26 protein-coding genes are annotated in these 25,751 nt (G+C 68.9%); 11 read left to right on the top strand and 15 right to left on the bottom strand.

What is annotated here, in order from left to right; translation table 11 throughout:
• Positions 1-24: 24 nt before the first annotated feature.
• The 5 genes from HGB39_RS19380 to HGB39_RS19360 are packed head-to-tail and all read left to right on the top strand — an operon-like array spanning position 25 to position 5,581.
• Positions 25-456, top strand: coding sequence for a type II toxin-antitoxin system Rv0910 family toxin (locus tag HGB39_RS19380; protein ID WP_005260506.1), 432 nt, complete (start codon positions 25-27; stop codon positions 454-456).
• Between the two features lie 5 nt (positions 457-461).
• A complete protein-coding gene (locus HGB39_RS19375; RefSeq protein WP_005572133.1) occupies positions 462-1,337 on the top strand; it encodes a MaoC/PaaZ C-terminal domain-containing protein in 876 nt (291 codons plus the stop codon).
• Positions 1,338-1,347: 10 nt separating this feature from the next.
• Complete coding sequence (locus HGB39_RS19370; protein ID WP_005572132.1) at positions 1,348-2,217, top strand: SDR family oxidoreductase; 870 nt, start codon at positions 1,348-1,350, stop codon at positions 2,215-2,217.
• An 11-nt stretch (positions 2,218-2,228) separates the two neighbouring features.
• A complete protein-coding gene (locus HGB39_RS19365; protein ID WP_043792963.1) occupies positions 2,229-4,442 on the top strand; it encodes an acyl-CoA dehydrogenase family protein in 2,214 nt (737 codons plus the stop codon).
• The gene (locus HGB39_RS19360) at positions 4,439-5,581 is read left to right on the top strand and encodes a CaiB/BaiF CoA transferase family protein (protein ID WP_064080294.1); all 1,143 of its coding nucleotides are present in this window, start codon (positions 4,439-4,441) and stop codon (positions 5,579-5,581) included. The genes HGB39_RS19365 and HGB39_RS19360 overlap by 4 nt, the downstream gene beginning before the upstream one ends.
• An 11-nt stretch (positions 5,582-5,592) precedes the next feature.
• Here HGB39_RS19360 and HGB39_RS19355 read toward each other — a convergent pair whose 3' ends face one another.
• The gene (locus HGB39_RS19355) at positions 5,593-6,054 is read right to left on the bottom strand and encodes a PPOX class F420-dependent oxidoreductase (protein WP_005574040.1); all 462 of its coding nucleotides are present in this window, start codon (positions 6,052-6,054) and stop codon (positions 5,593-5,595) included.
• Positions 6,055-6,148: 94 nt separating this feature from the next.
• Between HGB39_RS19355 and HGB39_RS19350 the strand changes: the two genes are divergently transcribed.
• From HGB39_RS19350 to HGB39_RS19330, 5 genes are all read left to right on the top strand, one after another.
• Positions 6,149-6,841, top strand: a complete 693-nt coding sequence (locus HGB39_RS19350) for a FadR/GntR family transcriptional regulator (protein WP_005574039.1) — start codon at positions 6,149-6,151, stop codon at positions 6,839-6,841.
• A complete protein-coding gene (locus HGB39_RS19345; protein WP_005574037.1) occupies positions 6,838-7,644 on the top strand; it encodes an ABC transporter ATP-binding protein in 807 nt (268 codons plus the stop codon). Before HGB39_RS19350 ends, HGB39_RS19345 begins: the two co-directional genes overlap by 4 nt.
• Before the next feature lie 27 nt (positions 7,645-7,671).
• Entirely contained in the window at positions 7,672-7,854 is a 183-nt protein-coding gene (locus HGB39_RS19340) for a hypothetical protein (RefSeq protein ID WP_005260513.1), read from the top strand.
• 297 nt (positions 7,855-8,151) lie between these two features.
• A complete protein-coding gene (locus HGB39_RS19335; protein WP_064080293.1) occupies positions 8,152-8,697 on the top strand; it encodes a hypothetical protein in 546 nt (181 codons plus the stop codon).
• Positions 8,698-8,718: 21 nt separating this feature from the next.
• The gene (locus HGB39_RS19330; protein WP_054246023.1) at positions 8,719-8,985 is read left to right on the top strand and encodes a hypothetical protein; all 267 of its coding nucleotides are present in this window, start codon (positions 8,719-8,721) and stop codon (positions 8,983-8,985) included.
• Here HGB39_RS19330 and HGB39_RS19325 read toward each other — a convergent pair.
• Together HGB39_RS19325 and HGB39_RS19320 are read right to left on the bottom strand one after the other, a co-directional pair.
• Positions 8,935-9,531, bottom strand: coding sequence for a hypothetical protein (locus HGB39_RS19325; protein WP_005568464.1), 597 nt, complete (start codon positions 9,529-9,531; stop codon positions 8,935-8,937). The two genes, HGB39_RS19330 and HGB39_RS19325, sit on opposite strands and share 51 nt — an antisense overlap.
• Positions 9,531-11,807, bottom strand: coding sequence for an ATP-dependent DNA ligase (locus HGB39_RS19320; protein WP_446676963.1), 2,277 nt, complete (start codon positions 11,805-11,807; stop codon positions 9,531-9,533). The genes HGB39_RS19325 and HGB39_RS19320 overlap by 1 nt, the downstream gene beginning before the upstream one ends.
• A gap of 88 nt (positions 11,808-11,895) precedes the next feature.
• Between HGB39_RS19320 and HGB39_RS19315 the strand changes: the two genes are divergently transcribed.
• The gene (locus tag HGB39_RS19315) at positions 11,896-12,810 is read left to right on the top strand and encodes an ABC transporter substrate-binding protein (protein ID WP_005568468.1); all 915 of its coding nucleotides are present in this window, start codon (positions 11,896-11,898) and stop codon (positions 12,808-12,810) included.
• On the opposite strand, the gene HGB39_RS19310 is transcribed toward HGB39_RS19315, so the two are convergent.
• From HGB39_RS19310 to HGB39_RS19255, 12 genes are all read right to left on the bottom strand, one after another.
• On the bottom strand, positions 12,811-13,242 hold the full coding sequence (locus HGB39_RS19310; RefSeq protein ID WP_005568469.1) for a type II toxin-antitoxin system Rv0910 family toxin: 432 nt from the start codon (positions 13,240-13,242) through the stop codon (positions 12,811-12,813).
• 71 nt (positions 13,243-13,313) lie between these two features.
• A complete protein-coding gene (locus HGB39_RS19305; RefSeq protein WP_005568471.1) occupies positions 13,314-14,948 on the bottom strand; it encodes a monocarboxylic acid transporter in 1,635 nt (544 codons plus the stop codon).
• The gene (locus HGB39_RS19300) at positions 14,945-15,307 is read right to left on the bottom strand and encodes a DUF485 domain-containing protein (protein WP_005243994.1); all 363 of its coding nucleotides are present in this window, start codon (positions 15,305-15,307) and stop codon (positions 14,945-14,947) included. Before HGB39_RS19300 ends, HGB39_RS19305 begins: the two co-directional genes overlap by 4 nt.
• Before the next feature lie 184 nt (positions 15,308-15,491).
• Complete coding sequence (locus HGB39_RS19295) at positions 15,492-17,249, bottom strand: sodium/solute symporter (RefSeq protein WP_005568475.1); 1,758 nt, start codon at positions 17,247-17,249, stop codon at positions 15,492-15,494.
• Between the two features lie 7 nt (positions 17,250-17,256).
• On the bottom strand, positions 17,257-17,628 hold the full coding sequence (locus HGB39_RS19290) for a hypothetical protein (protein WP_005243998.1): 372 nt from the start codon (positions 17,626-17,628) through the stop codon (positions 17,257-17,259).
• A complete protein-coding gene (locus HGB39_RS19285; protein WP_005568477.1) occupies positions 17,613-18,407 on the bottom strand; it encodes a LytR/AlgR family response regulator transcription factor in 795 nt (264 codons plus the stop codon). The genes HGB39_RS19290 and HGB39_RS19285 overlap by 16 nt, the downstream gene beginning before the upstream one ends.
• A 33-nt stretch (positions 18,408-18,440) precedes the next feature.
• Positions 18,441-19,649, bottom strand: coding sequence for a histidine kinase (locus tag HGB39_RS19280; protein ID WP_064080292.1), 1,209 nt, complete (start codon positions 19,647-19,649; stop codon positions 18,441-18,443).
• Positions 19,646-20,011 (bottom strand): MmcQ/YjbR family DNA-binding protein, encoded by a 366-nt coding sequence (locus tag HGB39_RS19275; protein WP_005568481.1) that lies wholly within the window; start codon positions 20,009-20,011, stop codon positions 19,646-19,648. Before HGB39_RS19275 ends, HGB39_RS19280 begins: the two co-directional genes overlap by 4 nt.
• A complete protein-coding gene (locus HGB39_RS19270; RefSeq protein WP_064080291.1) occupies positions 20,008-21,255 on the bottom strand; it encodes a lipase family protein in 1,248 nt (415 codons plus the stop codon). The genes HGB39_RS19275 and HGB39_RS19270 overlap by 4 nt, the downstream gene beginning before the upstream one ends.
• Positions 21,252-22,868 carry a Na+/H+ antiporter gene (locus HGB39_RS19265; RefSeq protein WP_054246017.1) on the bottom strand — a complete coding sequence of 539 codons (1,617 nt, stop codon included), beginning with the start codon at positions 22,866-22,868 and terminating at the stop codon, positions 21,252-21,254. Before HGB39_RS19265 ends, HGB39_RS19270 begins: the two co-directional genes overlap by 4 nt.
• Before the next feature lie 106 nt (positions 22,869-22,974).
• Positions 22,975-23,166 carry an antitoxin gene (locus tag HGB39_RS19260; protein ID WP_005244012.1) on the bottom strand — a complete coding sequence of 64 codons (192 nt, stop codon included), beginning with the start codon at positions 23,164-23,166 and terminating at the stop codon, positions 22,975-22,977.
• A gap of 124 nt (positions 23,167-23,290) precedes the next feature.
• On the bottom strand, positions 23,291-25,741 hold the full coding sequence (locus HGB39_RS19255) for an HAD-IC family P-type ATPase (RefSeq protein WP_064080290.1): 2,451 nt from the start codon (positions 25,739-25,741) through the stop codon (positions 23,291-23,293).
• Positions 25,742-25,751: the final 10 nt, after the last annotated feature.

Here is a 25,751-nt window from a genome sequence, read left to right as displayed (position 1 = left end):
CACCCCGAACACCAGGAGTACATAATGGCTTCCGTTTCCGTCGCAGCGTCCCTGCCCGCCTCCCCCGACAAGGCGTGGGACGCGCTCTCCAACCTGTCCCGCTGGGAGGAGTGGCTCACCATCCACCAGTCGTGGAAGAGCGAAATCCCCGCCGAGGTGTCACTCGGATCGAAGTTCACCGAGGTCGTCTCCGTGATGGGCATGGCCAACAAGATCGAGTGGACCGTCACCGAGGTGCAGGTGCCCGAGATGGTGAAGATCTCCGGCACCGGCATGGCGGGGGTGACCGTCGAATTCACGCTGAAGGTCGAGCCGGACGGCGCCGGATCCACGGCGATCATCGACGCGAGCTTCACCGGCACGATGATCGTCGGCCCCATCGGCAAGGCCGTCGCCAAGAACGCCAAGGCGGATCTGGAGGCGTCCCTGGCCGGGTTCGCCGACATGGTGGGCTGATCCGCATGACCACCCCCACAGTCGAATTCGACACGAGCGGCCTCGGCGAGTGGACCGATCCGCAACGGTTCGAGGTCACCGCCGAGCGCATCGCCGAATACGCCGCGGCCACCAACGATCCCATCGAACGCCATCTCGCCGGCGACGTCGCGCCACCGGTGTTCGCCGTGGTCCCCGCGTTCACGTCGATGGCACCGGCGGCACTGTCCGTCGCCCCGGTCGAACTGCTCATGAAACTCGTGCACGGGGAGCAGGATTTCCACTTCCACCGTCCGATCCGTCCCGGCGACAACCTCATGGTCCGTGCTAAACCGATCGGATTCGAGGGTCGGGAGAACGGTTCCACCGTCGTCGTCTACGTCGAAACCACCACGGACGACGGTGAACTGGTCAACAAGCAGTGGATGACCGCGTTCTTCCGGAAGGTCGATGCGGGAGCCGGACTCGGCGAGCAGGCACCCGCGCACCGGTTCGACGAGTCCCTGCGCGGACAGGCCCCGGTCGCGTCGATCACCCAGCACATCGACGAGGACCAGACGTTCCGGTACTCGCCCGCCTCCGGTGATCCGATGCCGATCCACCTGGACGACGAGATCGCCCGGATGTCCGGACTTCCCGGAATCATCAACCACGGCCTGTGCACCATGGCGTTCACGTCGTGGGCGGCGCTCACCGAACTCGCCGACGGCCGGGTCGAACGCCTCCGCCGGCTCGCGGTGCGGTTCGCGAAACCCGTCCTGCCCGGCCAGGACATCGCCACGCAGTTCCGGCAGGTCGCCGAGTCCCCGGGCGGGACAACGTCGTACGCCTACGAGACCACCGTCGGCGACGAACTCGTCATCAAGGACGGCCTCGCCGTCATCGCGGACACAGAAGCCTAGGAGTACGCACATGGGAACACTCGACGGACGGGTGGCCATCGTCACCGGCGCCGGACGCGGAATCGGCCGGGAGCACGCACTGCTCTTCGCCCGTGAGGGCGCTGCCGTGGTCGTCAACGACCTCGGCGGTGCGAACGACGGCACCGGCGAGGACGCGGGCCCGGCGCAGCAGGTCGTCGACGAGATCGTCGCCGCGGGCGGCAGGGCAGTCGCGAACACCGACAACGTCGCGTCCTGGGACGGCGCCGAAGGACTCGTCGATCAAGCGGTCAGGGAGTTCGGCCGACTCGACGTCCTCGTCAACAACGCGGGCATCCTGCGGGACGCCTTCATCGCGGGTATGACCGAAAGCCAGTGGGACGCCGTCATCGCCGTGCATCTCAAGGGCCACGCCGCCACCCTGCACCACGCGGCGGCGTACTGGAAGGCGCAGACCAAGGCGGGCGAAACCGTGAACGCGTCCGTGATCAACACCGCGTCGGCGTCGGGCACGTTCATGCCCAACGCGGGCCAGGCCAACTACGGCGCCGCGAAGGCGGGCATCGCCGCACTCACTCTGGTCGCCGCGGACGAGCTCGAGCGCTACGGCGTCCGGGTCAACGCGATCGCGCCGATCGCCCGCACCCGGCTCACGCTGGCCACCCCTGGTATGGGAGCGCTGTTCGCCGAGGAGGTGCCGGAGGGCGAGTTCGACGCGTTCAGCCCCGCCAACATCTCTCCGCTCGTCGCGCGTCTCGCCGACGCGAACTGCAAGATCACCGGCAAGGTGTTCGCCGTGCAGGGCGGGGCCATCTCCGAGCTCGCCGGCTGGCACGACGTCACGACCATCGAGAGCGACGGCCCGTGGACCGTCGCCGACCTCGCCGACCGGCTCGGCTGAAGGGCCGCGACATGGCCAAGAACACGTACGAGCTCGGGCTCGGGCTGACCGAGGAACACCGGGCCCTCGCCGACTCGGTCCGCGCTTTCGCCGAACACACCATCACCTCCGATCATGTCCGGTCCGCGGTCGAGTCCACGAGCGAGGAGAAGTTTCCGCCGTTCTGGGATGCTCTCGTCGGCCAGGACCTGCTGGGACTGCACGTCCCCGAGGACAAGGGCGGTCACGGCGCCGGGCTCCTCACGTTGGCGGTGGCTCTCGAAGCGCTGGGCCAGACGGCCGCCCCGGGTCCGTTCGTCCCGACCGCGCTGTCCGCCGCGCTCGTGGCGGCCGCCGATTCCAAGGTCGGCATCGAGGTGATGCCGGGTCTTCTCGACGGATCACACACCGCCGCAGTCGCGTTGGGCCGCCCACTCGACGTATCGGCGGACGAGGGCGGATACCGCGTCACCGGGGTCGCGGACGCGGTTCTCGGCGGCGAACACGCCGATATCCTGCTACTCCCGATCACCGTCGGCGACGACATTCGCTGGGCCGTCGTCGATTCCGCGGACGTCACCGTCACGGTGCAGGACAGCATCGACGTGCTCCGCGGTTCCGCACGGATCACCGCCGACGCCGTCCACGTGGGCGCCGACCGGATCCTCGACGGTCTGAGCGAGCAGCGCGTCCGGTCCGTCGCCACCGTCGTCCTCGGTGCGGAGGCGATCGGCGTGATGTCCTGGTGCGTGTCCACCGCATCCGAGTACGCGAAGACGCGGGTGCAGTTCGGGCGACCGATCGGCCAGTTCCAGGGCGTCAAGCACAAGTGCGCCCACATGGGCATCGCCCTGGAGAAGGCGCGCGCGGTGCTGTGGGATGCCGCCTCCGCCCTCGACAACGGCGACGACACCGCCGATTTCGCTGCAGACATCGCCGCCGTGGTCGTTCCCGATGCCGCGGTGCAGTGCGCACAGGACTGCATCCAGGTCCACGGCGGCATCGGATTCACCTGGGAGCATGACGCACACCTGTTCTACCGCCGGGCGCTGGCCATCCGGGGGCTCCTCGGCACCCGCGAGGAGCGGGCCACTCGGGTGGCCGACCAGTCCCTCGCAGGCACCGCCCGCACCTCCGAACTGGAACTGCCGGACGAAGCCGAGGCGATCCGGACCGAGGTGCGGGCGGAACTCGCCCCGCTGGTGGGCCTCGACGAGGACGACCAGCTGATCGCACTCGGCGACGGCGGCTGGGTGCAGCCGCACCTGCCGAAACCGTACGGGCGCAGCGCGTCCCCGCTCGAGCAGATCGTCATCGCTCAGGAGATCAAGGCCGCCGGAATCCCGATGCCGCAGCTGCTGATGGGCGGCTGGGCGGTACAGGCGGTCGTGGCCCACGGCACGGACGCGCAGAAGCGGGATCTCGCCGTCCCCACGCTGCGCGGAGATCTCTTGTGGTGCCAGCTGTTCAGCGAACCGGGGGCCGGTTCCGATCTGGCGTCGCTGACCACCAAGGCCGAGAAGGTCGACGGCGGCTGGACGGTGACCGGGCAGAAGATCTGGACCACGGTGGCACAGTTCTCCGATTGGGCGATGCTGATCGCCCGCACCGACCCGTCCAGGCCGAAACACGAGGGCATCACGTACTTCGTGCTGGACATGTCGACGCCGGGGGTCACCGTCCGGCCGCTGCGCGAGATGACCGGCTCGGCCCTGTTCAACGAGGTCTTCCTCGACGACGTGTTCATCCCGGACGAGAACGTGGTCGGGAACGTGAACGACGGCTGGAACGTGGCCCGCACGACCCTCGCGGGCGAGCGGGTGGCCCTGAGCCAGAAGATGGAGGCCTACGCCACCGACAAGGATCTGCTGCAGTTCGCCCGCGGCCGCGACCTCGGCCCGCTGGCACGCTTCCGCGTCGGCGAACTGGTGGCCGAGAGCCAGGCAATCGATCTGATCGGTGCACGGATCGTGCTGAAGCAGCTGTCGGGGGCGGACGTGAGCATCACGTCCAGCGTCGGGAAGCTGCTGGGCATGGGGCTCGGACAGTCGATCGCCGAATTCGTCGTCGCCGAACTGGGGGCGGCGGGCGCCGTGAGCATTCCCGGGGAGCCGAGCGACAAGGCGATGGAGCAGTTGATCGCCGGCCGCGCCACCACTATCTACGGCGGCACCACCGAGGTGCAGCTCAACGTGATCGGGGAACGCATGCTCGGGCTGCCCCGCGACGCGCAGGGGGTGTCGTGACCGGCGGGCCGCTCAGCGGGCTGACCGTCGTCGAGCTCGCGAGCCTCGCGCCCGCCCCGTTCGGCTGCATGATCCTCGCCGACCTCGGCGCGGACGTGATCCGCGTCGAGCGGGCAGGTGACGGCGGCAGCGGGCTGATGGCGCCGTCGGGTGTGCTCGACCGCGGACGACGGTCGATCGCCGTGAACCTGCGGACTCCGGAGGGGCTGGAGGCCGTTCGGACGCTCGTCGAACGCGCCGACATCCTCGTCGAGGGTTTCCGTCCCGGCGTCGCGGAACGCCTGGGCATCGGCCCCGACGACTGCCTGTCCCGCAATCCCGGTCTGATCTACGGGCGCATGACCGGCTGGGGCCAGGACGGTCCCCTCGCACGTCGGGCCGGGCACGACATCAACTACATCGCGCTCGCAGGCGCGCTCGAACCCATCGGGCGTGCCGGGGAGCGGCCGGTGCCGCCGCTGAACCTGTTGGGCGACTTCGGCGGTGGCGGCCTGATGTTGACGATGGGAATCCTGGCCGCGCTGCACGAGCGCTCCCGGTCGGGCCGCGGGCAGGTGGTGGACGCGTCGATGGTCGACGGCGCGGCGCTGCTGACGGCGTTCGTCCACGGCATGAACGCCGCCGGGCTGTGGCAGGAAGGTCGGGGGCGGAACGTCCTCGACGGGGCCGCCGCGTTCTACGACACCTACGAGTGCGCCGACGGTCTGCACGTGGCGGTCGGGTGCGTCGAACCGCACTTCTACGGTGAACTCCTCGAGGTGCTGGGGTTGAGCGGCGAGGATCTGCCGTTGCAGTACGACCTCGATGCGGCGCCGGAACTGAAGAAGCGCCTCGCCGAGGTGTTCGCGACCCGACCGCGGGACGAATGGGCGGCACTGTTCACCGATTCCGACGCGTGCGTGTCGCCCGTCCTGTCGCCGTGGGAGGCGCACGAGCACCCCCACAACAAGGAACGGGAAACGTTCGTCGAGGTGGGTGGCATCCGCCAGCCCGCACCGGCACCGCGCTTCGGCCGCACCCCGGCGCCCGTTCCCCGGCCGGCCCCGCGGCCCGGGCAGGACACCGATGCGATCCTCGCGCAGGCCGGGTACGACGCGGCGGGCATCGAGCAGCTGCGCTCGGCGGGTGCCGTCGAGTAGGTGACGGGGACCTATCCGCGATCGGTGTCCGGCGGGAAGCCACCGGTCGCGATGGGTCCCCACTCGTCGATGGTGATCCGGATCAGGCTCTTGTTCTGCTTCCGCATGGCGTCCCGGTACTCGTCCCAGTCGGGATGTTCGCCGGAGATGCCGCGGAAGTACTCCACCAGCGGCTCGAGTGCGTCGGGCATGTCCAGTACCTCGGCCGTGCCGTCGATCTGCACGTAGGCGCCGTTGAACTCGTCGGAGAGCACGCACATGCTCACGGCGGGGTCGTGTCGCACATTCGCGGCCTTGGCGCGCTGCGGGTACGTGGCGACGACGATCCGGCCTTCCGAGTCGAGTCCCGACGTGACCGGGGAGATCTGCAGCCCGCCGGAGCGCTTCCGGGTGATCAGCACGCTGCGATGGCGCGGACGGACGAAGTCGAGCAACTCTTCCCGTGTGACACGGTCTGCGGTGGCGATGGCCATGGTGCACCTCTCCTCTGCTGCGGTGGTTCTCTCCGGTTCACCATAGGCTCCGCCACAGTCCTCAGACGTCTGAGGACTGTGTTAGCGTCGCCGAATGGCCGGACGTCACACCCTCCGCAGCGGACCGCTGGTTCCCCAGCTCGAGGAACTCCTCACCGCGTGGATCCGCGACGGCAAGTGGACACTCGGCAGTCGCATCCCCAGCGAGGCCGAACTGGCCACCGAACTCGGCGTCGGCCGTTCCTCCGTCCGCGAGGCAGTCCGGCTGCTCGCCCGCGACGGCCTGCTCGACGTGCGGCACGGGGTCGGCACGTTCGTCGCGAAACCACCCACGGGCGGTGCGGGACTCGAGAAGCTGCTGCGCCGCGCCCGCCTGCTCGAGGTGTACGAGGTGCGGCGCGCCCTCGAGATCGAGGCCGCCCGGCTCGCCGCGGAACGCGCACGCCCCGAGGATCTTCGGCGACTGCGAGAGCAGCTGTCGGCCCGGCACGACAGCACCACCGCGTCGACCGCCGTCTTCGTCGCGGCCGACCTCGACTTCCACACCGCGATCCTGGAGATCGCAGGCAACTCGATCCTGTCCGCCCTGTTCGATTCGATCCGGCCGCTCCTCGTCGACGCGCTCGCCGAACTCGTCGACCACGAACCGGGCCGACCCGACACGAGCTGCGCACACGACGACCTGGTTCGCGCGCTGGAAGCAGGCGATGCCGAGGCTGCCGTCGCCGCCACCGCCGCCAATCTCGATCCGACCATGTCGATTCTGCGGAAAGGCGAACATCAGTGACCACCCCGAATTCGGTCGTCAGCACCGACCATGTCGACCTCGTGCGGAGCGGGCGGTATCTGCTCAGCGACATCACCCTCCACATCGAACGCGGACAGCACTGGGTGCTGCTCGGCGCGAACGGTGCGGGCAAGAGCACGCTGCTGAGCATGCTCGGCGCCGTCGCGCACCCCACCCACGGCACCGTCCACGTCCTCGGCCATCAGCTCGGCCGGGTCGACATGCGGGAGTTGCGCGCCCACATCGGGCACGTGAACCCGCGACACCGGATCGACGCGCCACTGACGGTGCGCGACGTCGTGCTCACCGGTCTCACCAACACACCCGAGTTCGTGCCGAGGTGGTCACCGACCGCCGGCCAGGTCGCCCGAGCCGACGAACTCATCGCGTCCCTCGGCATGCAGAAGCACGCGGATGCCCTGTGGCCCAACCTGTCCCAGGGCGAACGCGGACGGGCTCTGATCGCGCGAGCCCTCATGGCCGAGCCGCAACTCCTTCTGCTGGACGAGCCCGCCACCGGCCTGGATCTGGCTGCGCGAGAACAACTTCTCACCGCGCTCGACGAGCTGCGCGTCACGTACCCGAGCCTCGCCAGCATCCTCGTCACCCACCACCTCGAGGAAATCCCGACCACCACCACCCACGCCGTCCTCATCCGCGACGGCCGGGTGATCGCGCAGGGCCCCGTCGCGGACGTCCTCACCACCGACAACATCAGCGAATGCTTCGACCACCCGATCGAGATCACCCGGCAACGCGGCCGGTGGGTCGCGCAGACGCGGGTGCCCGAGGCGGTCGGATAGCCGCCGACGCGGGGCACACTGGTGGTTATGGCACGAGGTGACCACCCTCAGCGCACCCCGTTCTACGGTGTGGTGCTCATCGTCGTCGCACTGGCGGCGGCGATGATCGTCAACCGCACCGCACCCGTCTGGGTGCAGGTGCCGGTCTACGTCCTGGCCGTGCTCGCCGCCATGGCCGGCTTCGTCATGACGTTCCGCGACCTGTCGTGAGTGGGTAGCGCTCACCGCACCACAGCCGCAGGGACATTGGCCGGATTCCGACGCAATTGCCTGTGATTCCGGCACATCCGTCGGTAAACAGCGCGGGGGCGGCTGCCCGCGGTTCCGCCGCGGGGTGGGGGATGCGCACCCTGGGGTGCCTGTCGAAAGGCTCGCGTCCGGCGCAAGCTTGGTCTGACAGCCCAGCTAGACCACCCAATCCACCGGAGGCACCCCATCGTCCACACCGCAACCCGCATCGCGATCGGCGCAACCGCCGCCCTCACGTTCTCCCTCGCAGGAGCCGCAGTGATCGTTCTTGCCGGTGGACACACCGAGGGGGCTCCGACCCCGAGCTCGGAGGGGGCCAACTCGCAGCAGCAGCCCGCTCCGGCGATCGCGCCGGCCCCGAGTCGGATCGTCGTCGCAGACCCCGGCTACTCGGTGAATCCCGAGTATTCGGCGCCAGGCTATTCGGCCGACACCGAAACGGTGGCGCCGGGACCGGGTGTCGTTCCGCCCATCGTGGCAGCACCGCCCATCGTCCGAGCACCGATCGCCCAGCCGCCGGTTGCCCAGGAGCCCATCGCCCAGCCGCCGGTTGCGCAACCGCCCATCGCCCAGCCGCCCGTCGTGGTGGACCCGCCCGTCGTCGTCGATCCGCCCGTCGTCGTCGACCCCGTTCACCCCCCGAAGGGTCCGTTCGAAGGACCGGGCCAGGTCGAGCCGGGCGTTCTCGAACCCGAAACCAATCCATTCCCCGTCGGCGGCGGCCCGAAGCCTGCCCCGCCCGCAGCCCCGCAGTCGCCCGGCGGAGTCGGCCCCGTCGACGGCGGAACCGTCGTCGGTCCCTGATCACCGGAGGAAATCCACACCATGTCCCACACCAAGACCCGCATCGCGATCGGCGGGGGCGCGGCCTTCGTCCTCTCGGTCGTCGGCGCCGCCGGGATCGCCGTCGCCAGCGGCACGGCGTCACCGAACGCAGACGTGAGTGTCTCCGAGCAGCACCCGGACGAGGACACGACGTCCGCACCCCTGCCGGTCTTCACACCCCCGGCGCTGCGCACCCCGACACAGGAACCGCCCGGATCATTCGACACGGCGTCGGCCGGCCCATTCGAACCAGCCCCCTGGCGGTAATTCGAGCGCCGGCGGCTGCTGTCGACCGTCCGATGCCTCGACGAGTGCGTGGACCGGTTCCGGCCACAATGTCTCCACCCGCTCCGCGGCTTCGGCGAACACGGCGGAATCGAGGTCGGTCCGAGACTCCGGGACACCGAAGTAGGGCCACGCCGTGATCATCGACCAGCGTTTCGGCGGCGGGAGCGGCTGCAGAAAGTACGTCTTGTCACCGGTGAGGGGCCCGCCGCGCCCCGCTCCGCCGTGCAGGCCGTCGGTCATCCGGGCGCCGGGAAGGTTGGTGAACACACTGCCGTCCGCGTACTCGACGCCGAACAGAAACGGCCCGCTGCTGTTCGACGACGCGGGTTTGCCGAAGCCGAACATGTCGAGCAGCACCGTGGACTCGGGTCTGCGTGCCTGGATCGTGAATTCGACACCACAGCTGTAGACGTGAACGTCGGTCAGCCACAGCACCAGCGACTCGGTGCGGGCCAGCACGGTGTCGACCGGCACGGAGACGGGGATCTCGTTCTCCGGAGTCGATTGAAATCGGATACCGGTCATCACGAGACCTCCACTTCGACGTCCTCGGGTGTCTTGTCGTCCCTGAGCCCACGCCAGCTGGGGTGCCGCAGTCTCTTCGAGCCGGTCCAATCCATGAATCGCACCTCCGCGACCAGCGTGGGGGTCACCCACACGGCGCCCTTGCGGTCGGCGGTGGGCAGGTCTTCGACGAACGGGCTGGTGTCGGTTTCGAGCGGCCCCAGGGTGGACGCGAGTTCCTGCAGATCCCGTTCGGTGAAGCCGGTTCCGACGCGCCCGATGTAGCGCAGCCCACCGTCCTCGGGGACGCCGAGCAGGACCGACCCGATTCCCGTGGACCGCCCGCCCTGACCCCGGCGCCACCCGCCGATCACCGCTTCCTGTGTGCGCCAGTTCTTCACCTTGATCCAGCTCGACCCCCGCTTGCCCGGCAAGTACACGGACTCGCGGCGTTTGGCCACGACACCTTCCCAGCCCTTGCCGCGGCTCTCGTCCAGAGCGTCCTGCGCGGACCCGTGCAGTTGCGGCGGAACGACCAGGTTGTCCACCTTGGCCGCCAGTGCCTCGAGGACGCGGCGCCGGTCGGTGTACTTCTTGCGTAACAACGACACTCCGTCGAGATACAGCACGTCGAACGCCAGGAAGTGCGGCTCGTTGCCCTGCTGCAGCAGGCCGAAGTTCGCGACACCCCGCTCGTCGAACGCGACGACTTCACCGTCGAGGACCACCTCGTGGTCGCCGAGAGCGTCTGCCATCCAACCCAATCGGGCGTAGTCGAGGGTCTTGTCGTTGCCTGCCCGGCTCGTCAGCTTCAGCTCGCCGCCACTGATCTCGGCGATCACCCTGATCCCGTCCCACTTCCCTTCGAACGCCCACTCGTCGGCGTCCAGTCCGTCGAGGGTGCCGGGGCTCGCGAGCATCGGTGACAGTCCCCGCGGCAATTCGGACGTGTGCGACCCGCCCGGTGTCTGATCCTTCATCAGATGCATCAGCCACTGGTCGCCCTTCGTGCGGATCAGCGCGAACCGGCCGTCCACCTGCCCGCCGTGCAACTGGACGATCACCTCGTCGTCGCGCCACTTCTCGGTGTCGTAGGTGCCCGTGTCCCAGATGGTCATCTCGCCGCCGCCGTATTCGCCCTTCGGGATGGTCCCGGAGAACGTGAGGTATTCGAGCGGGTGATCCTCGGTGTGCACGGCGAGCCGGTTCTCCCCCGTCGTCGTCGGCACGTTCTTCGGCACCGCCCACGACACGAGCACCCCGTCGCGTTCGAGCCGCAGGTCGTAGTGGAGGCGCCGGGCGTGGTGTTCCTGGATGACGAAACTGTTCCCCTCCCCCATCCGCACAGTGTCCGGCATCGGCTCGGGTGTCCGTCCGGGATCACGCTTGCGGCGGTACTCGGCGAGGGCGGCGTCGTCCTCGATCGGCGGGTCGAGTCCGGCGAGCAGGTCGCCGTCCGACTCCCACCGTTCGAGCACTTCCTCGAACCGCAGCTGCCGTAGGTCGGGGTCGTCGAGTTCGTCCCAGCTTCGCGGCGCCGCGACATACGGCTGGGAGCGTCCCCGCAACGAATACGGTGCGATGGTGGTCTTGGACGGATTGTTCTGGCTCCAGTCGACGAACACCTTTCCCGCGCGCACCGCCTTGGCCATGGTGGCGGTGACGAGTTCGGGCCGCAGCTTCTCGAGACCCGTCGCCACTTGTTTCGCGACGGTCGACGCGCCCGAACCGTCCAGCTTCCGGTCGAGCGGCACGTACAGGTGAATACCCTTGCTGCCGCTGGTGACCGGGTACGCGGTCCAGCCGAGGTTCGCGACCAGGTCGCGCACGGCCCGTGCCACCTCCGCGCATTCGGTCAGGCCCACACCGGGACCGGGGTCGAGGTCGAAGACGATCCGGGTGGCGGGCCCCCGATGCGGGCCGTCGAACCGCCACTGCGGGACGTGCAGTTCGAGTGCGGCCTGCTGCCCCGCCCACGCAAGCGCCGCGACCGAGTTCAGGAGCGGATAGTGCACCGACCGATCCGAGTGCTCGAGTGAACGACGCTCCAACCACGCCGGTGCGGAGGCCGCGAGGTTCTTCTCGAAGAACGGCTCGCTGTCCACCCCGTTGGGCCAGCGTTTGCGGGTGGCGGGACGGTCGACGACGTGCGGGAGCATGGCGGGCGCGATCCGCGTGTAGTAGTCGATGACCTCGCCCTTCGTCGTTTCCGATTCCGGGTAGAGGACCTTGCCGAGATTGGTCAGGGACAGGCGATGTCCGTCGACCGTCAGTTGCCGAGTTCCCGCCGTGGCCACGCGCACCTCCCTCCGCCAATACATACATATTGTGCGCCGCGCGGCCGCTTCGCTGGCCGGATCGCTACCCGCCAGGCAAGATGGCGGGGTGCACCGAGGTCCCAAGACAGCCGTCGCCGCCATATCCGCTGCACTGACATTGCTCGCCGGATCCTGCTCCACCGACACAGCGTCGGAGGTCGACGCCCGGGCCGAAGCCTCGACGATTCCCGAAGCGTTCACCAAACTTCCGTCCACCCGCGCGGTCGGCGACTGCGCCCCCGGCAGCGGCGTCACCGCGCAGGACGGCGTGGTCACCATCGCCACCGACAGTCCGTCGTACCAGCCGTGGTTCGTCGACGGTGACCCGTCCAACGGCAAGGGCTACGAGGGCGCCGTCGCCCGGGAAGTGGTCGAGAAGCTGGGATACGGTCCGGACCAGGTGCAATTCGAGACCGTCGCATTCAACGACGCGCTGGCACCCGGCGAGAAGAACTTCGATTTCGCCATTGACCAGTTCACGATCGTCGACACCCGGCGCGAGACGGTCGATTTCAGTTCGCCCTACTACGCCGTCACGCAGTCGGTGCTGGCGCTGAAGAACTCGCCAGCGGCGAGAGCCAAATCGCTCGCCGACCTCGCGCCGTTCCGCCTCGGGGCGCAGGTGGGGTCCACCAGTTTCGACGCCATCACCCAGACCGTGCAGCCCCGCCAGGCACCGGTCAGTTTCACCACCACCGACGACGCCAAGGCCGCCCTGGCCGCGGGCGACATCGACGCGCTGGTGGTCGACATCCCGACCGGATTTCAGATCACCGCCAACGAGGTGAAGGACAGCGTCCTCGTCGGGCAGTTCCCCCGCCCGAACGCCGTCACCGAATTCTTCGGCCTCGTGCTGGAGAAGAACAGTCCGCTCACCGCGTGCGTCTCGGCGGCCGTCGATTCGCTCTACGCCGACGGGACGCTGGACGCCCTTGCCGCCGAGTGGATCACCGACACCGGCGGCGCGCACGTCCTCGATTGATCAGCGGTACAGCTCGACAAACGTCGTCAGGGACTTCTCGATGTCGCCCTTCAGTGCCTTCGCGACACCCGAACCGATTGGCCCGAACAGCGGTGCGCCACCGAGTTCGATGGTGAACGCCACCTCGGACGCGTCACCCTTCGCCTGGACGTCGAGCACCATTCCGAGCTTCACGCCACCCTTGCCGTCACCTTTGAGGACGATGCGGTTCGGGGCGTCGTACTCCTTGATCGTCCACTTCACGCGATTGCGGAGTCCCTTGACCGTGACGACGGAACTGATCTCGGTTCCGGCCGTGAGGGTCTCGGGAAGTTCGCCGCGCCAGCCGTCGTGGACGACGAACCACTTGTCGAAGTCCTGCAGATTCGAGGCATTCTCCCAGGTGTCCTGGGGGCTGAGGGGAACATCGGTCTTGACCGTGAGTTTCGCCATTGGTGCAGCCTAACGGCCTGTGAGTACTTATTAACCGCGGGCGGTTAATAAGTACTCACAGGCCGAAGGCATTAGTGGGAGACGGCCTTCTCCACACCGACACCGGTGAGAGAGCGGACCTCCATCTCGGCCTGCTTGGCGGGATCCTCCGTCTTGCCGCGGCCGATGTAGGTGCCGACGACGCCGAGCACGAACGCCAGCGGGATGGAGACGATGCCCGGGTTGGCGAGCGGGAAGTAGTCGAAGTCGGCGTTGGGGAACATCGACGACGGCTTGCCGGACACGGCCGGGGAGAACGCGATCAGCAGGAGGCAGCTGACCAGGCCGCCGTAGATGCTGAACAGGGCACCGGTCGTGTTGAACTTCTTCCAGAACAGTGAGTACAGCAGCGTCGGCAGGTTGGCCGAGGCGGCCACCGCGAAGGCGAGCGCCACCAGGAACGCGATGTTCTGGCCCATGGCCATGATGCCCAGGACGATCGACACGAGACCGATCACGACGACCGTGATCCGGGAAACCCGCACCTGGGACTCTTCCGACGCGTGTCCGCGCTTGATGACGCTGGCGTAGATGTCGTGGGCGAATGACGCGGACGCCGTGATCGCCAGCCCCGCCACGACCGCGAGGATCGTTGCGAACGCGACCGCGGAGATGATCGCCAGGAAGATGGTGCCGCCCAGTTCGAACGCGAGCAGCGGCGCCGCCGCGTTCTCCTTGCCGGGCGCTGCGAGGATGACGTCGGGGCCGACCATCTTGGCGGCACCGTAGCCGAGGACGAGCGTGAACAGGTAGAACGCGCCGATCAGTCCGATCGCCCAGGTGACCGAGCGGCGGGCTTCCTTGGCGGTGGGGACGGTGTAGAACCGCATCAGCACGTGCGGTAGGCCCGCGGTGCCGAGGACCAGGGCGATGCCGAGCGAGATGAAGTCGAGCTTGCTCATCGAGCTGATGCCGTACTTGGCGCCGGGAGCGAGGATGTCGCGGCCCGCGATCGCCTCGTTCGTCGAACCGGCGACCGTCGCTTGGGCGTCGGCGAGCAGTTGGGAGAAGTTGCCGCGCACCGCGAACAGCACGAGGAAGAACATGATGCCCGCACCGGCGACCAGCAGCACCGCCTTGACCATCTGGACGTAGGTGGTGCCCTTCATGCCGCCGACGAGCACGTACACGATCATCAGCACACCGACGACCGCGACGACGACGCCCTGACCGACCTTGCCGTCGATGTTCAGCAGCAGCGCGACGAGTCCGCCGGCGCCCGCCATCTGCGCGAGCAGGTAGAACAGCGAGACCACCAGCGTGGACAGCGCCGCGGCCATCCGCACGGGACGCTGCTTGAGCCGGAAGCTCAGCACGTCCGCCATCGTGAACCGGCCGGTGTTGCGTAGCAGTTCCGCGACCAGCAGCAGGGCCACCAGCCAGGCGACGAGGAAGCCGACCGAGTACAGGAAGCCGTCGTAGCCGTACACCGCGATGGCGCCGGCGATGCCGAGGAACGACGCGGCCGACAGGTAGTCGCCGGCGATGGCGAAGCCGTTCTGCGGTCCGGAGAACTGACCGCCGCCGGTGTAGAAGTCCGAGGCCTTCTTGGTGGTACGGCTAGCACGGATCACGATGGTCATCGTGATCACGACGAACGCCACGAAGATGGCGATGTTGAGGATCGGGTTGCCGACGTCGGTGCCTGCGGCGAGTGTGGTGATCACTTGAGCGGTCCTTCCAGCTCGTCGCGGATCGCGGCGGAGCGGGGATCGAGTTCCCGGTTGGCGAACTTCACGTACAGCGCGGTGATCACGAACGTGGTCACGAACTGGCCGAGACCGAGGATGATGCCCAGGTTGATGTTGCCGATCACCTTGGTGGCCATGAACTCGGGCGCGTACGTGGCCAGTAGGACGTACGCCGCGTACCAGGCGAGGAAGAACGCCGTCATCGGGAAGACGAAACTACGCAGGCGGTGTCGCAACTCCTGGAACTCCGGGCTCGCCTGCATGTCTACGAAGGCTTGCGCATCAGGGGCGTGCCGCTTCTGCGGTGCGCCCTCACTGAGATCGGCTGTGGTCACTGCAGACTCCTTGGTCGTGTGAAGTGAACTGGTAACCGACGTTAGTGAGAGTTGAGTCACAGAAATAGGTTATGGTGCCTGTCACACGACGAGCTGCCGGACTGTGCGTCGAACGGTCACCCGACCGCGACAAGCGGCTCCGCCGCCCGTGCGCCTTTATGGTTGCGGGAGCTACCAAAAAGGCTCACGGGGAGCGGAGCTCCCGCTCGCGGTCGGAGCCCACCCCGAGCCGCTCGGGGGCGTGCATGCGGGTGAAGATCCGGCTGAGGTCGGCGGGAATCTGACGCTTCGTCGCCTTGCTGACCAGCACCATCGTGACGAAGGCCAGCGGAACGCTGACGGCGGCCGGGTACGCGACCATCGCCGCGGGCCAGCCGTTCCAGACGTCGACGGTGAAGCCGCCGAGCACCGAGATCCCGGCGGCGCAGCCGGCGACGAGCCCGCCTGCGACCATCCCGGCACCCGCCCCGGCGGCGGTCAGTCCACGCCACCAGATGCCGAGCACGAGCAGCGGGCAGAGCGTCGACGCCGCGACCGCGAACACCAGCCCGACCGTGCGCGACAGGTCCAGCGACGTCACCGCCAGCGACAGCACCAGCGGCACCGCCCCGGCCAGGACTGCGGCGATCCGGAAGTCCCGGATCCGCCCGCGCAGGACGTCGGTGCTGAGCACCCCGGCGATGCTGACGAGCAGACCGGACGACGTGGACAGGAACGCCGCGATGGCCCCGGCGGCCACCAGTGCGGCGAGGAGTTGCCCGGCCCACCCGGAGATCACGGAGCCGGGCAGCAGCAGGACCGCGGCGTCGGATGTGCCGGTGATGAGCAGCTGCGGCACGTACAGCCGCGCGAACACCCCGAGCAGCGTCGGGAACAGGTAGAACACTCCGAGCAGCCCGACCACGGCCAGCGACGTCAGCCGCGCGGCCCGCCCGTCGGGGTTGGTGTAGAACCGGACGAGCACGTGTGGCAGCCCGAGCGTGCCGAGGAACGTCGCGAGGATCAGCGAGTACACCTGGTACATCGGGTGGTCGCCGCCGAATCCCCAGCCGGGGGCGATCCAGTCGGAGTTGTCGGCGGGAGCGCCCGCGACCACGGGCACCGGGGCGCCCGCCTCGAGGGTCATCGACGTGCCCTCGCCGAGGTGGTGCTCGCCCGGCTCGAGGAGAACGTCACCGCTCGCCGGGGCCCCGTCGATCGTCCCCGACCCGCCGACGGTCACCGGTTCGGACACCTGCACGACGACGTCGGTGGTGATGTCGACCGTGGTCTGCTCGCTCACGGTGGGTGGTGCGGCGGCGCCCAGCTCGTGGTGGTCGCCGAAGAAGTACACCGACAGCACCAGCGCCGGGATCGCGACCGCGGTGAGTTTCAGCCAGTATTGGAAGGCCTGGACGAATGTGATGGACCGCATGCCGCCGCCCACCACGTTGCCGATGACGATGAGCCCGACGACGACGGCCCCGACCCAGGTCGGCACCCCGAGCAAAATATTCAGAGTCAGCCCTGCGCCCTGGAGTTGCGGGACGAGGTACAGCGCGCAGACGGCGGCGACGACGAGCATCGCGAGGGTGCGGAGCCGGCGGGAGCCGAGCCGGAACTCGGCGAAGTCGGGCACCGTGTACGCGCCGGAGCGTCGCAGCGGTGCGGCGACGAACAGCAGCAGCCCGAGGTAGCCGGCCGTGAACCCGATCGGGTACCAGAGGGCGTCGGCACCGTATTTCGCGATCAGGCCGGCGACACCGAGAAAGGATGCGGCCGAAAGGTACTCGCCGGAGATGGCGGCGGCGTTCCACCCCGGCCCGACGCTGCGGGACGCGACGAGGAAGTCGGAGGTGGTGCGCGCCAACCGCACTCCGTAGATGCCGATGGCCACCGTCGCGACCGCGGCCGCGGCGAGACCGGCCAGGGTCAGCCAGGGAATGGGTTGGTCGGTGGTCACGGGATGCTCAGTCGTCCACCAGGTCGGCGAATTCCTGTTCGTTGCGCTCGGCCTGCCGCACGTAGATCCAGCCGGTGGTCAGGAGCACCGGGTACACGAGCGCCCCGAGCACCACCCACGGCAACCGGATCCCCAGCACCGCCACGTCGGACAACGCCGGGAACAGGAACATCACGAGCGGCACCGCGCACAGCAGGCACGCCGCGAGGAGCGCGAGCCGGATGGCCAGCACGAGCTGGGTGCGCACGAGTCCCCGGATCATCGCGTCCCCGACCGCGGTCTGTTCCTGCACCTCGACCCGGGTGCGGACGATGCGCGCACCGCGGCGCTGGGCGAGGACGACCCGCACCCGCTCCGGCGAACTCATCGCGCGGTCCATGTTTGTTTCGGCGCCCGGACCAGCCGGTCCTTGAGCATCCGGGTGTGCCTGCGGCTGACCGGCAGTTCGACGGGCTGGTGGTCGCCGTGCGCGCGGAGGCACACGACGAGACCGTTGCCGACGGTCCGGATTCCGGTGACCCGCGGCAACGCGACGAGGTACGAGCGGTGGACCCGCAGGAACCCGGCGTCCGCCCAGCGCGTCTCCAGTGCCGAGATGGGGATGCGGACGAGGTGGGAGCCGTCCGCGGTGTGCAGTCGGGCGTAGTCACCGTCCGCTTCGACCCACTCGACGGAGGACCGGTGCACGAGCGTGGTGATGCCGCCGAGTTCGACCGGGATCACCTCGTCGGTGGGGGCGGCCGGTCCCGCGTCGACCCGCCTACGGCGCCCCTCGACGATGCGGCGCACGGACTCCGCCAGCCGCTCCTCGCGCAGGGGTTTGAGGAGATAGTCGACGGCTCCGAGGTCGAATGCGGCGACGGCCCGGTCGTCGTGGGCGGTCACGAACACCACCTGCGGTGGGGACGCGAAGTTCGCGAGGATCCCGGCCAGCTCGAGTCCGTCGAGTCCGGGCATGTTGATGTCGAGGAAGACGGCGTCGATCTCGCCGTCGCGGAGTATGCGCAGCGCCGTGGTGGCATCTCCCGCGGTCCGGATGTCCCCGACCGCGTCCTGGGCGCGCAGCAGGAACGCCAGCTCGTCGAGGGCGGGTTTCTCGTCGTCGACGGCCAGCACGGTCAGGGGTGCATCCGGAGACTTGTCGTCAGTGTGGTTCACAACGACAGCAATCGTCGCACGGACTCTTCCCGTTCACGTCGAGATCCCCCGCCGGAACTTCGGGACGCGCATGCTCACCTTGGTGCCCGCACCGGGCGCGGTCTCCACGACGAGTCCGTAGTCGTTGCCGAACGCGGCGCGCAGGCGGTCGTCGACGTTGGCGAGCCCGACGTGCGCCGCCTCCTTCACCCCCGACGTCTCGGCCACCGAGTCCAGCGACCCCGACCGCAGCAGGTCGGGATCCATGCCGACCCCGTCGTCCTCGACGCTGATCACGCAGTCGGTGCCCTCGTCGGCGGCGACGATGCTGACGGTGCCACCGTCCGGTTTGGCGGCGATTCCGTGCCGCACCGCGTTCTCGACCAGCGGTTGCAGCGCGAGGAACGGCAGCACCACGTTCAGCACCTCCGGCGCCACCTGCAATTTCACCGCGAGGGCGTCGCCGAACCGGGCGCGCTCGAGGGTGAGGTAACGGTCGATGTTGCGCAGTTCGTCCGCCAGCAGGGTGAACTCCCCCGCCGTACGGAACGAGTACCGCGTGAAGTCGGCGAACTCGAGAATCAGTTCCCGGGCGCGATCGGGATCGGTGCGGACGAACGACGCCACCGTGTTCAGCGCGTTGTAGATGAAATGGGGGCTGATCTGCGCGCGCAGCGCCCGGACCTCGGCGCGGTCGAGTCGGGCGCGGGACGCGTCGAGGTCGGCGAGTTCGATCTGGCTGCACGCGTACCGGGCGACCTCCGTGACGGCGCCGAGCATGCCCGGACCAGGGTCTTCCGTGGTGACGATGCCGAGCACCCCGACCACGCCGGTGGCCTCGATGAGCAGGGGCTGGGCGATCAACGCCCGCACCGCGTTGTCGCCCGCGCCCCGGACGAGGCCACCGTAGGCGACGAGCACCCGGCGCTCCCCGTCGACGGCGCGGGCGGCCGCGTCGTGCAGTTGTTCGGTCATGGCCTCGTGCGGTCCGCTCCATGCGAGGAGGTCACCGGCGGCGTCGAACACGCCCAGCGCCTGCGCGCCGGTCAGCTGACGCAGGTGCGGCGCGGCCTCCTCCGCCGACGTCTCGTCGAGTCCCCGCCGCAACGGGCGCGCCGCCAGCGACGCCGTGTGCAGGGTGGTGTGAACGGCCCGTTCGGTGGGGGTCGTCAGCTCGCGCCGGGCGCGCAGCCACACCGCGGTGAACGCGACGACGGGAATGAGGACGAGCAACGCGACGACGGCGACGACGGTTCCCGTCATTCGCCGGCGTCCAGTCGGGCGATCAGGGTCTTCGGGGCGACGGTGCGGTAGGCGTCCTCGACGATGTCGGCGACGTCGTCCCAATCCTGCGGGACGTCGAGATAGACGCCGATCCACCCGCGTCCCCCGACGTACGGCGGGACGAAGAACCTGCCGGGATCACGCTGCACCCAATCCTGCTGCGCTCCCGGCGGAGCCGCCGCCCAGAACGACACCCGGTCGTCGTGGTGACGGTCGGCGAGTGACGCGAACTGCGGACCCTTGCGGACGAACCACGCCGGTTCGCCGTGACTGACCCGTTCCGTCGCCTCGGGCAGGGCGAGGCACAGCGTCCGCAGCCGTTCGAGATCGCCGTTTTTCACGGTGTTCCTCCCTCGGGACACGTGTCGGGTGCGGGCACGCCGGCGAAGCGGTCGGCGATCCACTGCACCGCGCCGGGGACGGAGCGCCCGTCGGCGTGCCCTTCGCCGGGCCGGGAGTCGAACTCGACGACGTCGCCGAGTGCGCACGCGTGGTCGACGGACTGCGAAGTCCATTGCGGCAGAATGAGGTTGTCCCGCTCCCCCACGACGACGAGCATCGGCCCGCCCGCCCCGTTCTTCGGCAGGGCGATGTCCTCGAGCCACCCTCGCATGCGCTCGGCGTCGGCCTCCGTCCGCGGACCCGTGTCGGCCGGGGTGAGTTGGGTTGCCACCGTCCACTTCTCGGGGAGCTTCGCGGCGACGCACGACAGCGTGACGTCGGGAGTGGCGGCGAGCGCGCCGCGCATGTAGTCGTCCGGATTCAGCTCGGGGTGCACCACCTTCAGTCCCTCGAGGAGGTAGGGAAGGAACATCTTCTGCGGCCACGACAGAGGTTCGACGGTCCCGTCGGCGACGATCCCCGACAGATCGGCCGCGGGTGACAGGTTCGCCGAGCCGACGAACTCCAGCCCGTCGCCGTAGTCGTCGGCGTGCTCGGCCGCGGACCACGACGCCTGACCGCCCTGAGAGACCCCGATCGCCGCCCAGCGCGTCGACGCGTCCGGCACCACGTTGCGCGCCGCCCGGACCGCGTCGATCAGGTCGTAGGCGGCGGTGTCGGGTTCGAGGTAAGGATGTGGGCCGTCGGTGCCGAGTCCTTGGTAGTCGGTGACGGTCACGACGTACCCCCGCTGCAGCAGCGGGCGGACGAGGTTCGTCGTGCCCAGCAGGGTCGGCGACGACGAGGGGGCGCACTCGTCGGTGACGCCGGTGGTGCCGTGCCCGACCGTGACGACGGGCCGGCCGCCGTCCGGTGCGGGGCCTGCGGGAGTGAAGACCGTGCCCACGACCTCCGAGCCGCCGCCGTCGACACCGGACGTCGACCGGTAGACGACCCGGGTGGCCGTCGCGCCGAGTGCGGTGATCGCCGGATCGATGTCGGGCACCGCCTCCTGGCTCATCAGTGCGCCACGCTGATCCCCTGTCGGCGCCTGCGGAACGGAAGGGGCGGAGGGTGCGGCCAGCGAGGTGGTGGGAGACGGGCCCGGGGACGCCTCGTCCGTGGCGCAGGCGGTCAGCGCTACGACACCGGCAAGGGCGACCACGGCGGTTCGCACCGGACGCACACCCACCTCGCACCTCATTCGCGACGTCTCCGCACCCGCTCCTCGGCTGCTGCCTCCTCCACATCGAGGCCTTCCAACACGCTACGCATCACCTCGTCGTCGAGCGTGCCCGCGTCGCGGGCGGCGATGATCGCCTCGCGTTGCGCGCGCAGGGCCGCGCGACGGTAGTGGTCGAACAGTGCGCCGGCCCGCTGCTTCTCCGCGGCGTCTTCCGCTTCCTCGGCCTGGAGCCGCGCCCGCATCGACCGCCGCACCCGGTCGAGGATGTCGGTCAGGTCGGCTCGGTCGATTCCCTCCGGCGGGTGTGCGGCGAACTCGACGAGGGCCCGTTCGCCTGCGTCGCGGGAGATCGCGCGGGCCAGCTTCACCTGTTCCTCCTCGCGCTCGCGTTCGCCGGGATCCGCCAGATCGAGTCTCCGGATCAGCAGCGGCATGGTGGCGCCCTGGATCAGCAGCGTGCCGACGGCCACGACGAACGCGATCGCCTGGATCACCTCGCGTCCCGGGAACGGCTGCCCGCTCGCGATGACCACGGGCACACCGGACGCGGCGGCGAGCGTGACGACCCCACGCATTCCCGCCCAGGACACGACGAGGCTCTCCCGCCATCCGAGTTCCACCGAGCCGCCCGGCGCCTCGATCGCCAGCCCGACCCGGCGGCGGAGCCAGTGCAGCAGGATCCACGCCGGCCGTATCGCCATGACCACGAAGAGGACCGCGAAGCCGTAGAAGAAGACGTGGTGCACCGGTAGGCCCTGGTCTCGGACGTCGTCGATGACGAACTTCAGTTGCAGTCCCATGTAGGCGAACACGAACATCTCGAGCAGGAGGTCGACGCTCTCCCACAGCGACCGCTCCTGGATGCGGGTGGCCACGGAGGCGTCGGTGGCCTTGTGCCCCATCAGGAACCCCGCGGCGACCACCGACAGCACACCAGAGGCGTGCACCTCCTCGGCGGCGAGGTACGCGGCGAACGGGAGCATCAGCCCCAGCACCGTTTCCAGCGGGGAATCGTACATGCGGTGACGCACCCACTCGACGATCTTGGCGAGCACCAGTCCGATCAGGACCCCGCCGACCACCTCGTAGCCGAAGAACACCACGGGATGGACCGGGATCTTCGCCCCGACGACGGCGGAGACGGCGACGGTGAACAGGGTCAGCGCGGTGGCGTCGTTGACGAGTCCCTCACCGGTAAGGATCGCGATCACCCGGTTCGGCAGGCCGAGCCTGCGGCCGACCGCGACGGCACTGACCGCGTCCGTCGGCGCGACCACGGCGCCGAGGACCAGGGCCGCGCCGAGCGTGAATTCGGGGACCAGCCAGTTGGAGAAGAAGGCCACCCCGATGGCGGTCGCCAGGACGGTGAAGATCCCCAGCCGGAGAATCGGTGCGAGGTGGCGCCGGAACGTGGCCACCGAGAACTTGAGCGCCGCGGAGTACAGCAGCGGCGGCAGCACCACACCGAGAATGGCCTCCGGGTCCAGTTCGAGGCGCGGCATCCCGGGGATGAACGACGCCGCCGACCCGATCGTCACGAGCACCAGCGGCGCCTGCAGGTCCCGGCGCTTCGCGAAACTCGTCACCGCGATGGCCGCGATGATGACGAGGAGCACGAGGACGCCGTTCACGACACCGATTCTGCCGCGCCTGCCCGCCGTGCGCGGGTCATCTCCGAAGACGCGCGTGGGCCCCGGTCCGAGAACCGGGGCCCACGCGCGTCTGTGTGAGAAGTGTTCACTCCTTCGGAGGAACAGCCTTCTTCGCCGCGTCGGCGGCCTTGTCGATCTTGTCGCTGTACTTGCCGCCGGTCTTGCTGTCCGCGACGTCGGCGGCCTTGTCGATGGCGCCGTGAACCTTGTCCGCGTTCTGCGAAGCGGCTTCCCTCCCCTTGCCCAGCAGGCCCTTCAGTGTGTCGACGAAACTCATCGTTCTTCCTCCTCCGGTGCATGCGCACGCATTCCGACCGAGTTCGATCACTCGCCGTGCACCCAGTCTCACAGCATTGACTCGGCGACGCCAACCGTTCGAATCGTCGCGAGCGGTAATCGCGTCAGTGCACGCCCGGCAGGTCTTCCGGCACCGCGAAGAGGCGGCGATGCTCACCGTGCAGGCGGCCCGTCACCCACCATCCGATTTCGACGAGAACCACTCCCACGAGCCCGCACACGAGAGCGGAGGTCGTGGCGCCGACGTCGGTCGGATCGAGTTTGAAGAACTCCCGCGTGAACGGCAACGCGAACAGGATGAGATATCCCGCTACGGATCCGAAGATCAGCACCAGCTTCCACCACACGTACGGCCGCGCGACCACGGCCAGCACCCACAGCGCGATCATGATGAGGGTGATCAGTGCCGACGTGCCCGCCTGGATCTTCTGCGTCTCCGTCTGATCCGGGCCGGCGTAGACGAGGAGATACGAAATGAACGTCGTGACACCGATGATCACGCCCGACGGCACGGCGAGACGCATCACGCGCGGCACGAAGCCGGAGCGCGCCCGCTCGTTGTTGGGAGCCAGCGACAAGATGAACGCAGGAATGCCGATGGTGAACCAGGCGGCGATCGTCACGTGCCGCGGCAGGAACGGATACGGCACGGGCTCGAAATGGAAGATCTGCGACAGCACACCGGTAATGCCGATGAGGAACGCCAGAAGCACCGAGTACACGGTCTTGGTGAGGAACAGGTTCGCGACGCGTTCGATGTTGCCGATCACCCGGCGGCCCTCACCCACCACGTAGGGCAGGGTGGCGAACTTGTTGTCCAGCAACACGATCTGCGCCACCGCGCGGGTGGCGGGGCTGCCCGAGCCCATCGACACCCCGATGTCGGCGTCCTTGAGGGCCAGCACGTCGTTGACGCCGTCGCCGGTCATCGCGACGGTGTGACCGCGAGACTGCAGGGCCCCCACCATCTCCCGCTTCTGATCGGGGCGCACGCGGCCGAACGTGGTGGACGTTTCCAGGGTCTCGGCGAGGGCGTCGCGGTCGTCGGGCAGTTCGCGGGCGTCGACGGGACGGTCGCCGCCGGGCAGTCCGAGCGATCCGGCCACGGCGCCGACCGACACGGCGTTGTCACCCGAGATGACCTTCACCGTGACGTTCTGGCTCGCGAAGTACTCGAGGGTGCCGCGGGCGTCGGGACGCACCCGCTGCTCCAGGATCACCAGCGCCCGGGGTGTGATCGCACCCGGCGCCGCGGGGTGGTCGACCGGAACGTCGCAACTGCCGAGCAGGAGCACCCGCAGTCCCGAGGACCCCACTTCCTCGGCCTGCCTGGCCATGTCGCTGCCGGGGTCGAGCAGGACGTCCGGCGCACCGAGGACCCAGTTGCCGTGGGTGCCGTACGACTGTCCGCTCCACTTCTCGGCCGAGGAGAACGGCGCCTCCGCGGTGGCGTCACCCCACCCGGGGTCGTCGGGAAACGCCTCCTTGATCGCGAGGACGCTGGCGTTCGGCCGCGGGTCGGACGCCGCCATCGCGGCGAGTGCCGCACGGGACGGTTCGGTGTCGGCGGTGTCGGCGCAACGCAGTTCGGACAGCCGCATGCCGTTCTCGGTGAGCGTTCCGGTCTTGTCTGCGCACACCACGTCGACGCGCGCGAGACCTTCGATGGCGGGCAACTCCTGCACGAGGCACTGCCGCTGACCGAGCCGGACCACCCCGACCGCGAACGCGATCGACGTCATCAGCACCAGTCCCTCCGGCACCATCGGGACCAGCGCGGCCACCATCCCGCTCAGCGCCGGCCGGATCGACTCGCCGCTGGAGAACAACTGGTTGTAGATGATCAGCAGACCGGCCGGAATCATCAGATACGTGATGAATTTCAGGATCTTGTCGATGCCGCTGCGCAACTCCGAGTGCACGAGCGTGAACTTGCTGGCCTCGTCCGCGAGTTTGGCGGCGTACGCGTCGCTTCCGACCTTCGTGGCGCGGTAACAGCCGCTGCCGGACGCGACGAAGCTTCCCGACAGCACCTGCTGGCCGGCGTCCTTGTGCACGGGGTCGGCCTCACCGGTGAGGAGGGATTCGTCGATGTCGAGGGACATCGCCTCGACCACGACACCGTCGACGACGATCTGGTCGCCGGCGCCGAGCTCGATGATGTCGTCGAGCACGACCTCCCGGGGTGCCATCGCGACGGCGGCACCGTCGCGGCGCACCACCGGTTTGGTCTGGCTGACGATCGCGAGCTTGTCGAGGGTCCGCTTGGCCCGCACTTCCTGGATGATGCCGATCCCGCTGTTGGCGATGATCAACAGGCCGAACATGCCGTCGATGATCGAACCGGAGGCCAGCACGATGATCAGGAGGACACCGAGGATCGCGTTGATCCGGGTGAACACGTTGGCGCGGACGATGTCGCGTACCGATCGGCTGGCCCGATCGGGCACGTCGTTGGTCTTGCCTGCCGCCACCCGCTCCGCCACCTGGGCGGCCGTCAACCCCTCCACTGCGACGACTGCAACGCTGTCGGTGCCCGTTTCGTCGTATGCCATGGTCAAAGGC

The organism is Rhodococcus opacus, assembly GCF_012396235.1.
In the GTDB taxonomy this organism is placed as follows: Bacteria; Actinomycetota; Actinomycetes; order Mycobacteriales; family Mycobacteriaceae; genus Rhodococcus_F; species Rhodococcus_F opacus.
The sequence above is the reverse complement of the archived record's forward strand: the minus strand, read 5'-3'. Positions and strand labels throughout refer to the sequence as shown.

Bases quoted from the DNA above. Each gene is read 5' to 3' on its own strand.
- HGB39_RS19260 (WP_005244012.1), bottom strand. From the start codon at position 23,166: ATGAGTTTCGTCGACACACTGAAGGGCCTGCTGGGCAAGGGGAGGGAA.
- HGB39_RS19325 (WP_005568464.1), bottom strand. From the start codon at position 9,531: ATGACCGGTATCCGATTTCAATCGACTCCGGAGAACGAGATCCCCGTC.
- HGB39_RS19375 (WP_005572133.1), top strand. From the start codon at position 462: ATGACCACCCCCACAGTCGAATTCGACACGAGCGGCCTCGGCGAGTGG.
- HGB39_RS19365 (WP_043792963.1), top strand. From the start codon at position 2,229: ATGGCCAAGAACACGTACGAGCTCGGGCTCGGGCTGACCGAGGAACAC.
- HGB39_RS19370 (WP_005572132.1), top strand. From the start codon at position 1,348: ATGGGAACACTCGACGGACGGGTGGCCATCGTCACCGGCGCCGGACGC.
- HGB39_RS19340 (WP_005260513.1), top strand. From the start codon at position 7,672: ATGGCACGAGGTGACCACCCTCAGCGCACCCCGTTCTACGGTGTGGTG.
- HGB39_RS19290 (WP_005243998.1), bottom strand. From the start codon at position 17,628: ATGGACCGCGCGATGAGTTCGCCGGAGCGGGTGCGGGTCGTCCTCGCC.
- HGB39_RS19380 (WP_005260506.1), top strand. From the start codon at position 25: ATGGCTTCCGTTTCCGTCGCAGCGTCCCTGCCCGCCTCCCCCGACAAG.
- HGB39_RS19280 (WP_064080292.1), bottom strand. From the start codon at position 19,649: ATGACGGGAACCGTCGTCGCCGTCGTCGCGTTGCTCGTCCTCATTCCC.
- HGB39_RS19330 (WP_054246023.1), top strand. From the start codon at position 8,719: ATGTCCCACACCAAGACCCGCATCGCGATCGGCGGGGGCGCGGCCTTC.
- HGB39_RS19270 (WP_064080291.1), bottom strand. From the start codon at position 21,255: ATGAGGTGCGAGGTGGGTGTGCGTCCGGTGCGAACCGCCGTGGTCGCC.
- HGB39_RS19355 (WP_005574040.1), bottom strand. From the start codon at position 6,054: ATGGCCATCGCCACCGCAGACCGTGTCACACGGGAAGAGTTGCTCGAC.
- HGB39_RS19350 (WP_005574039.1), top strand. From the start codon at position 6,149: ATGGCCGGACGTCACACCCTCCGCAGCGGACCGCTGGTTCCCCAGCTC.
- HGB39_RS19310 (WP_005568469.1), bottom strand. From the start codon at position 13,242: ATGGCGAAACTCACGGTCAAGACCGATGTTCCCCTCAGCCCCCAGGAC.
- HGB39_RS19255 (WP_064080290.1), bottom strand. From the start codon at position 25,741: ATGGCATACGACGAAACGGGCACCGACAGCGTTGCAGTCGTCGCAGTG.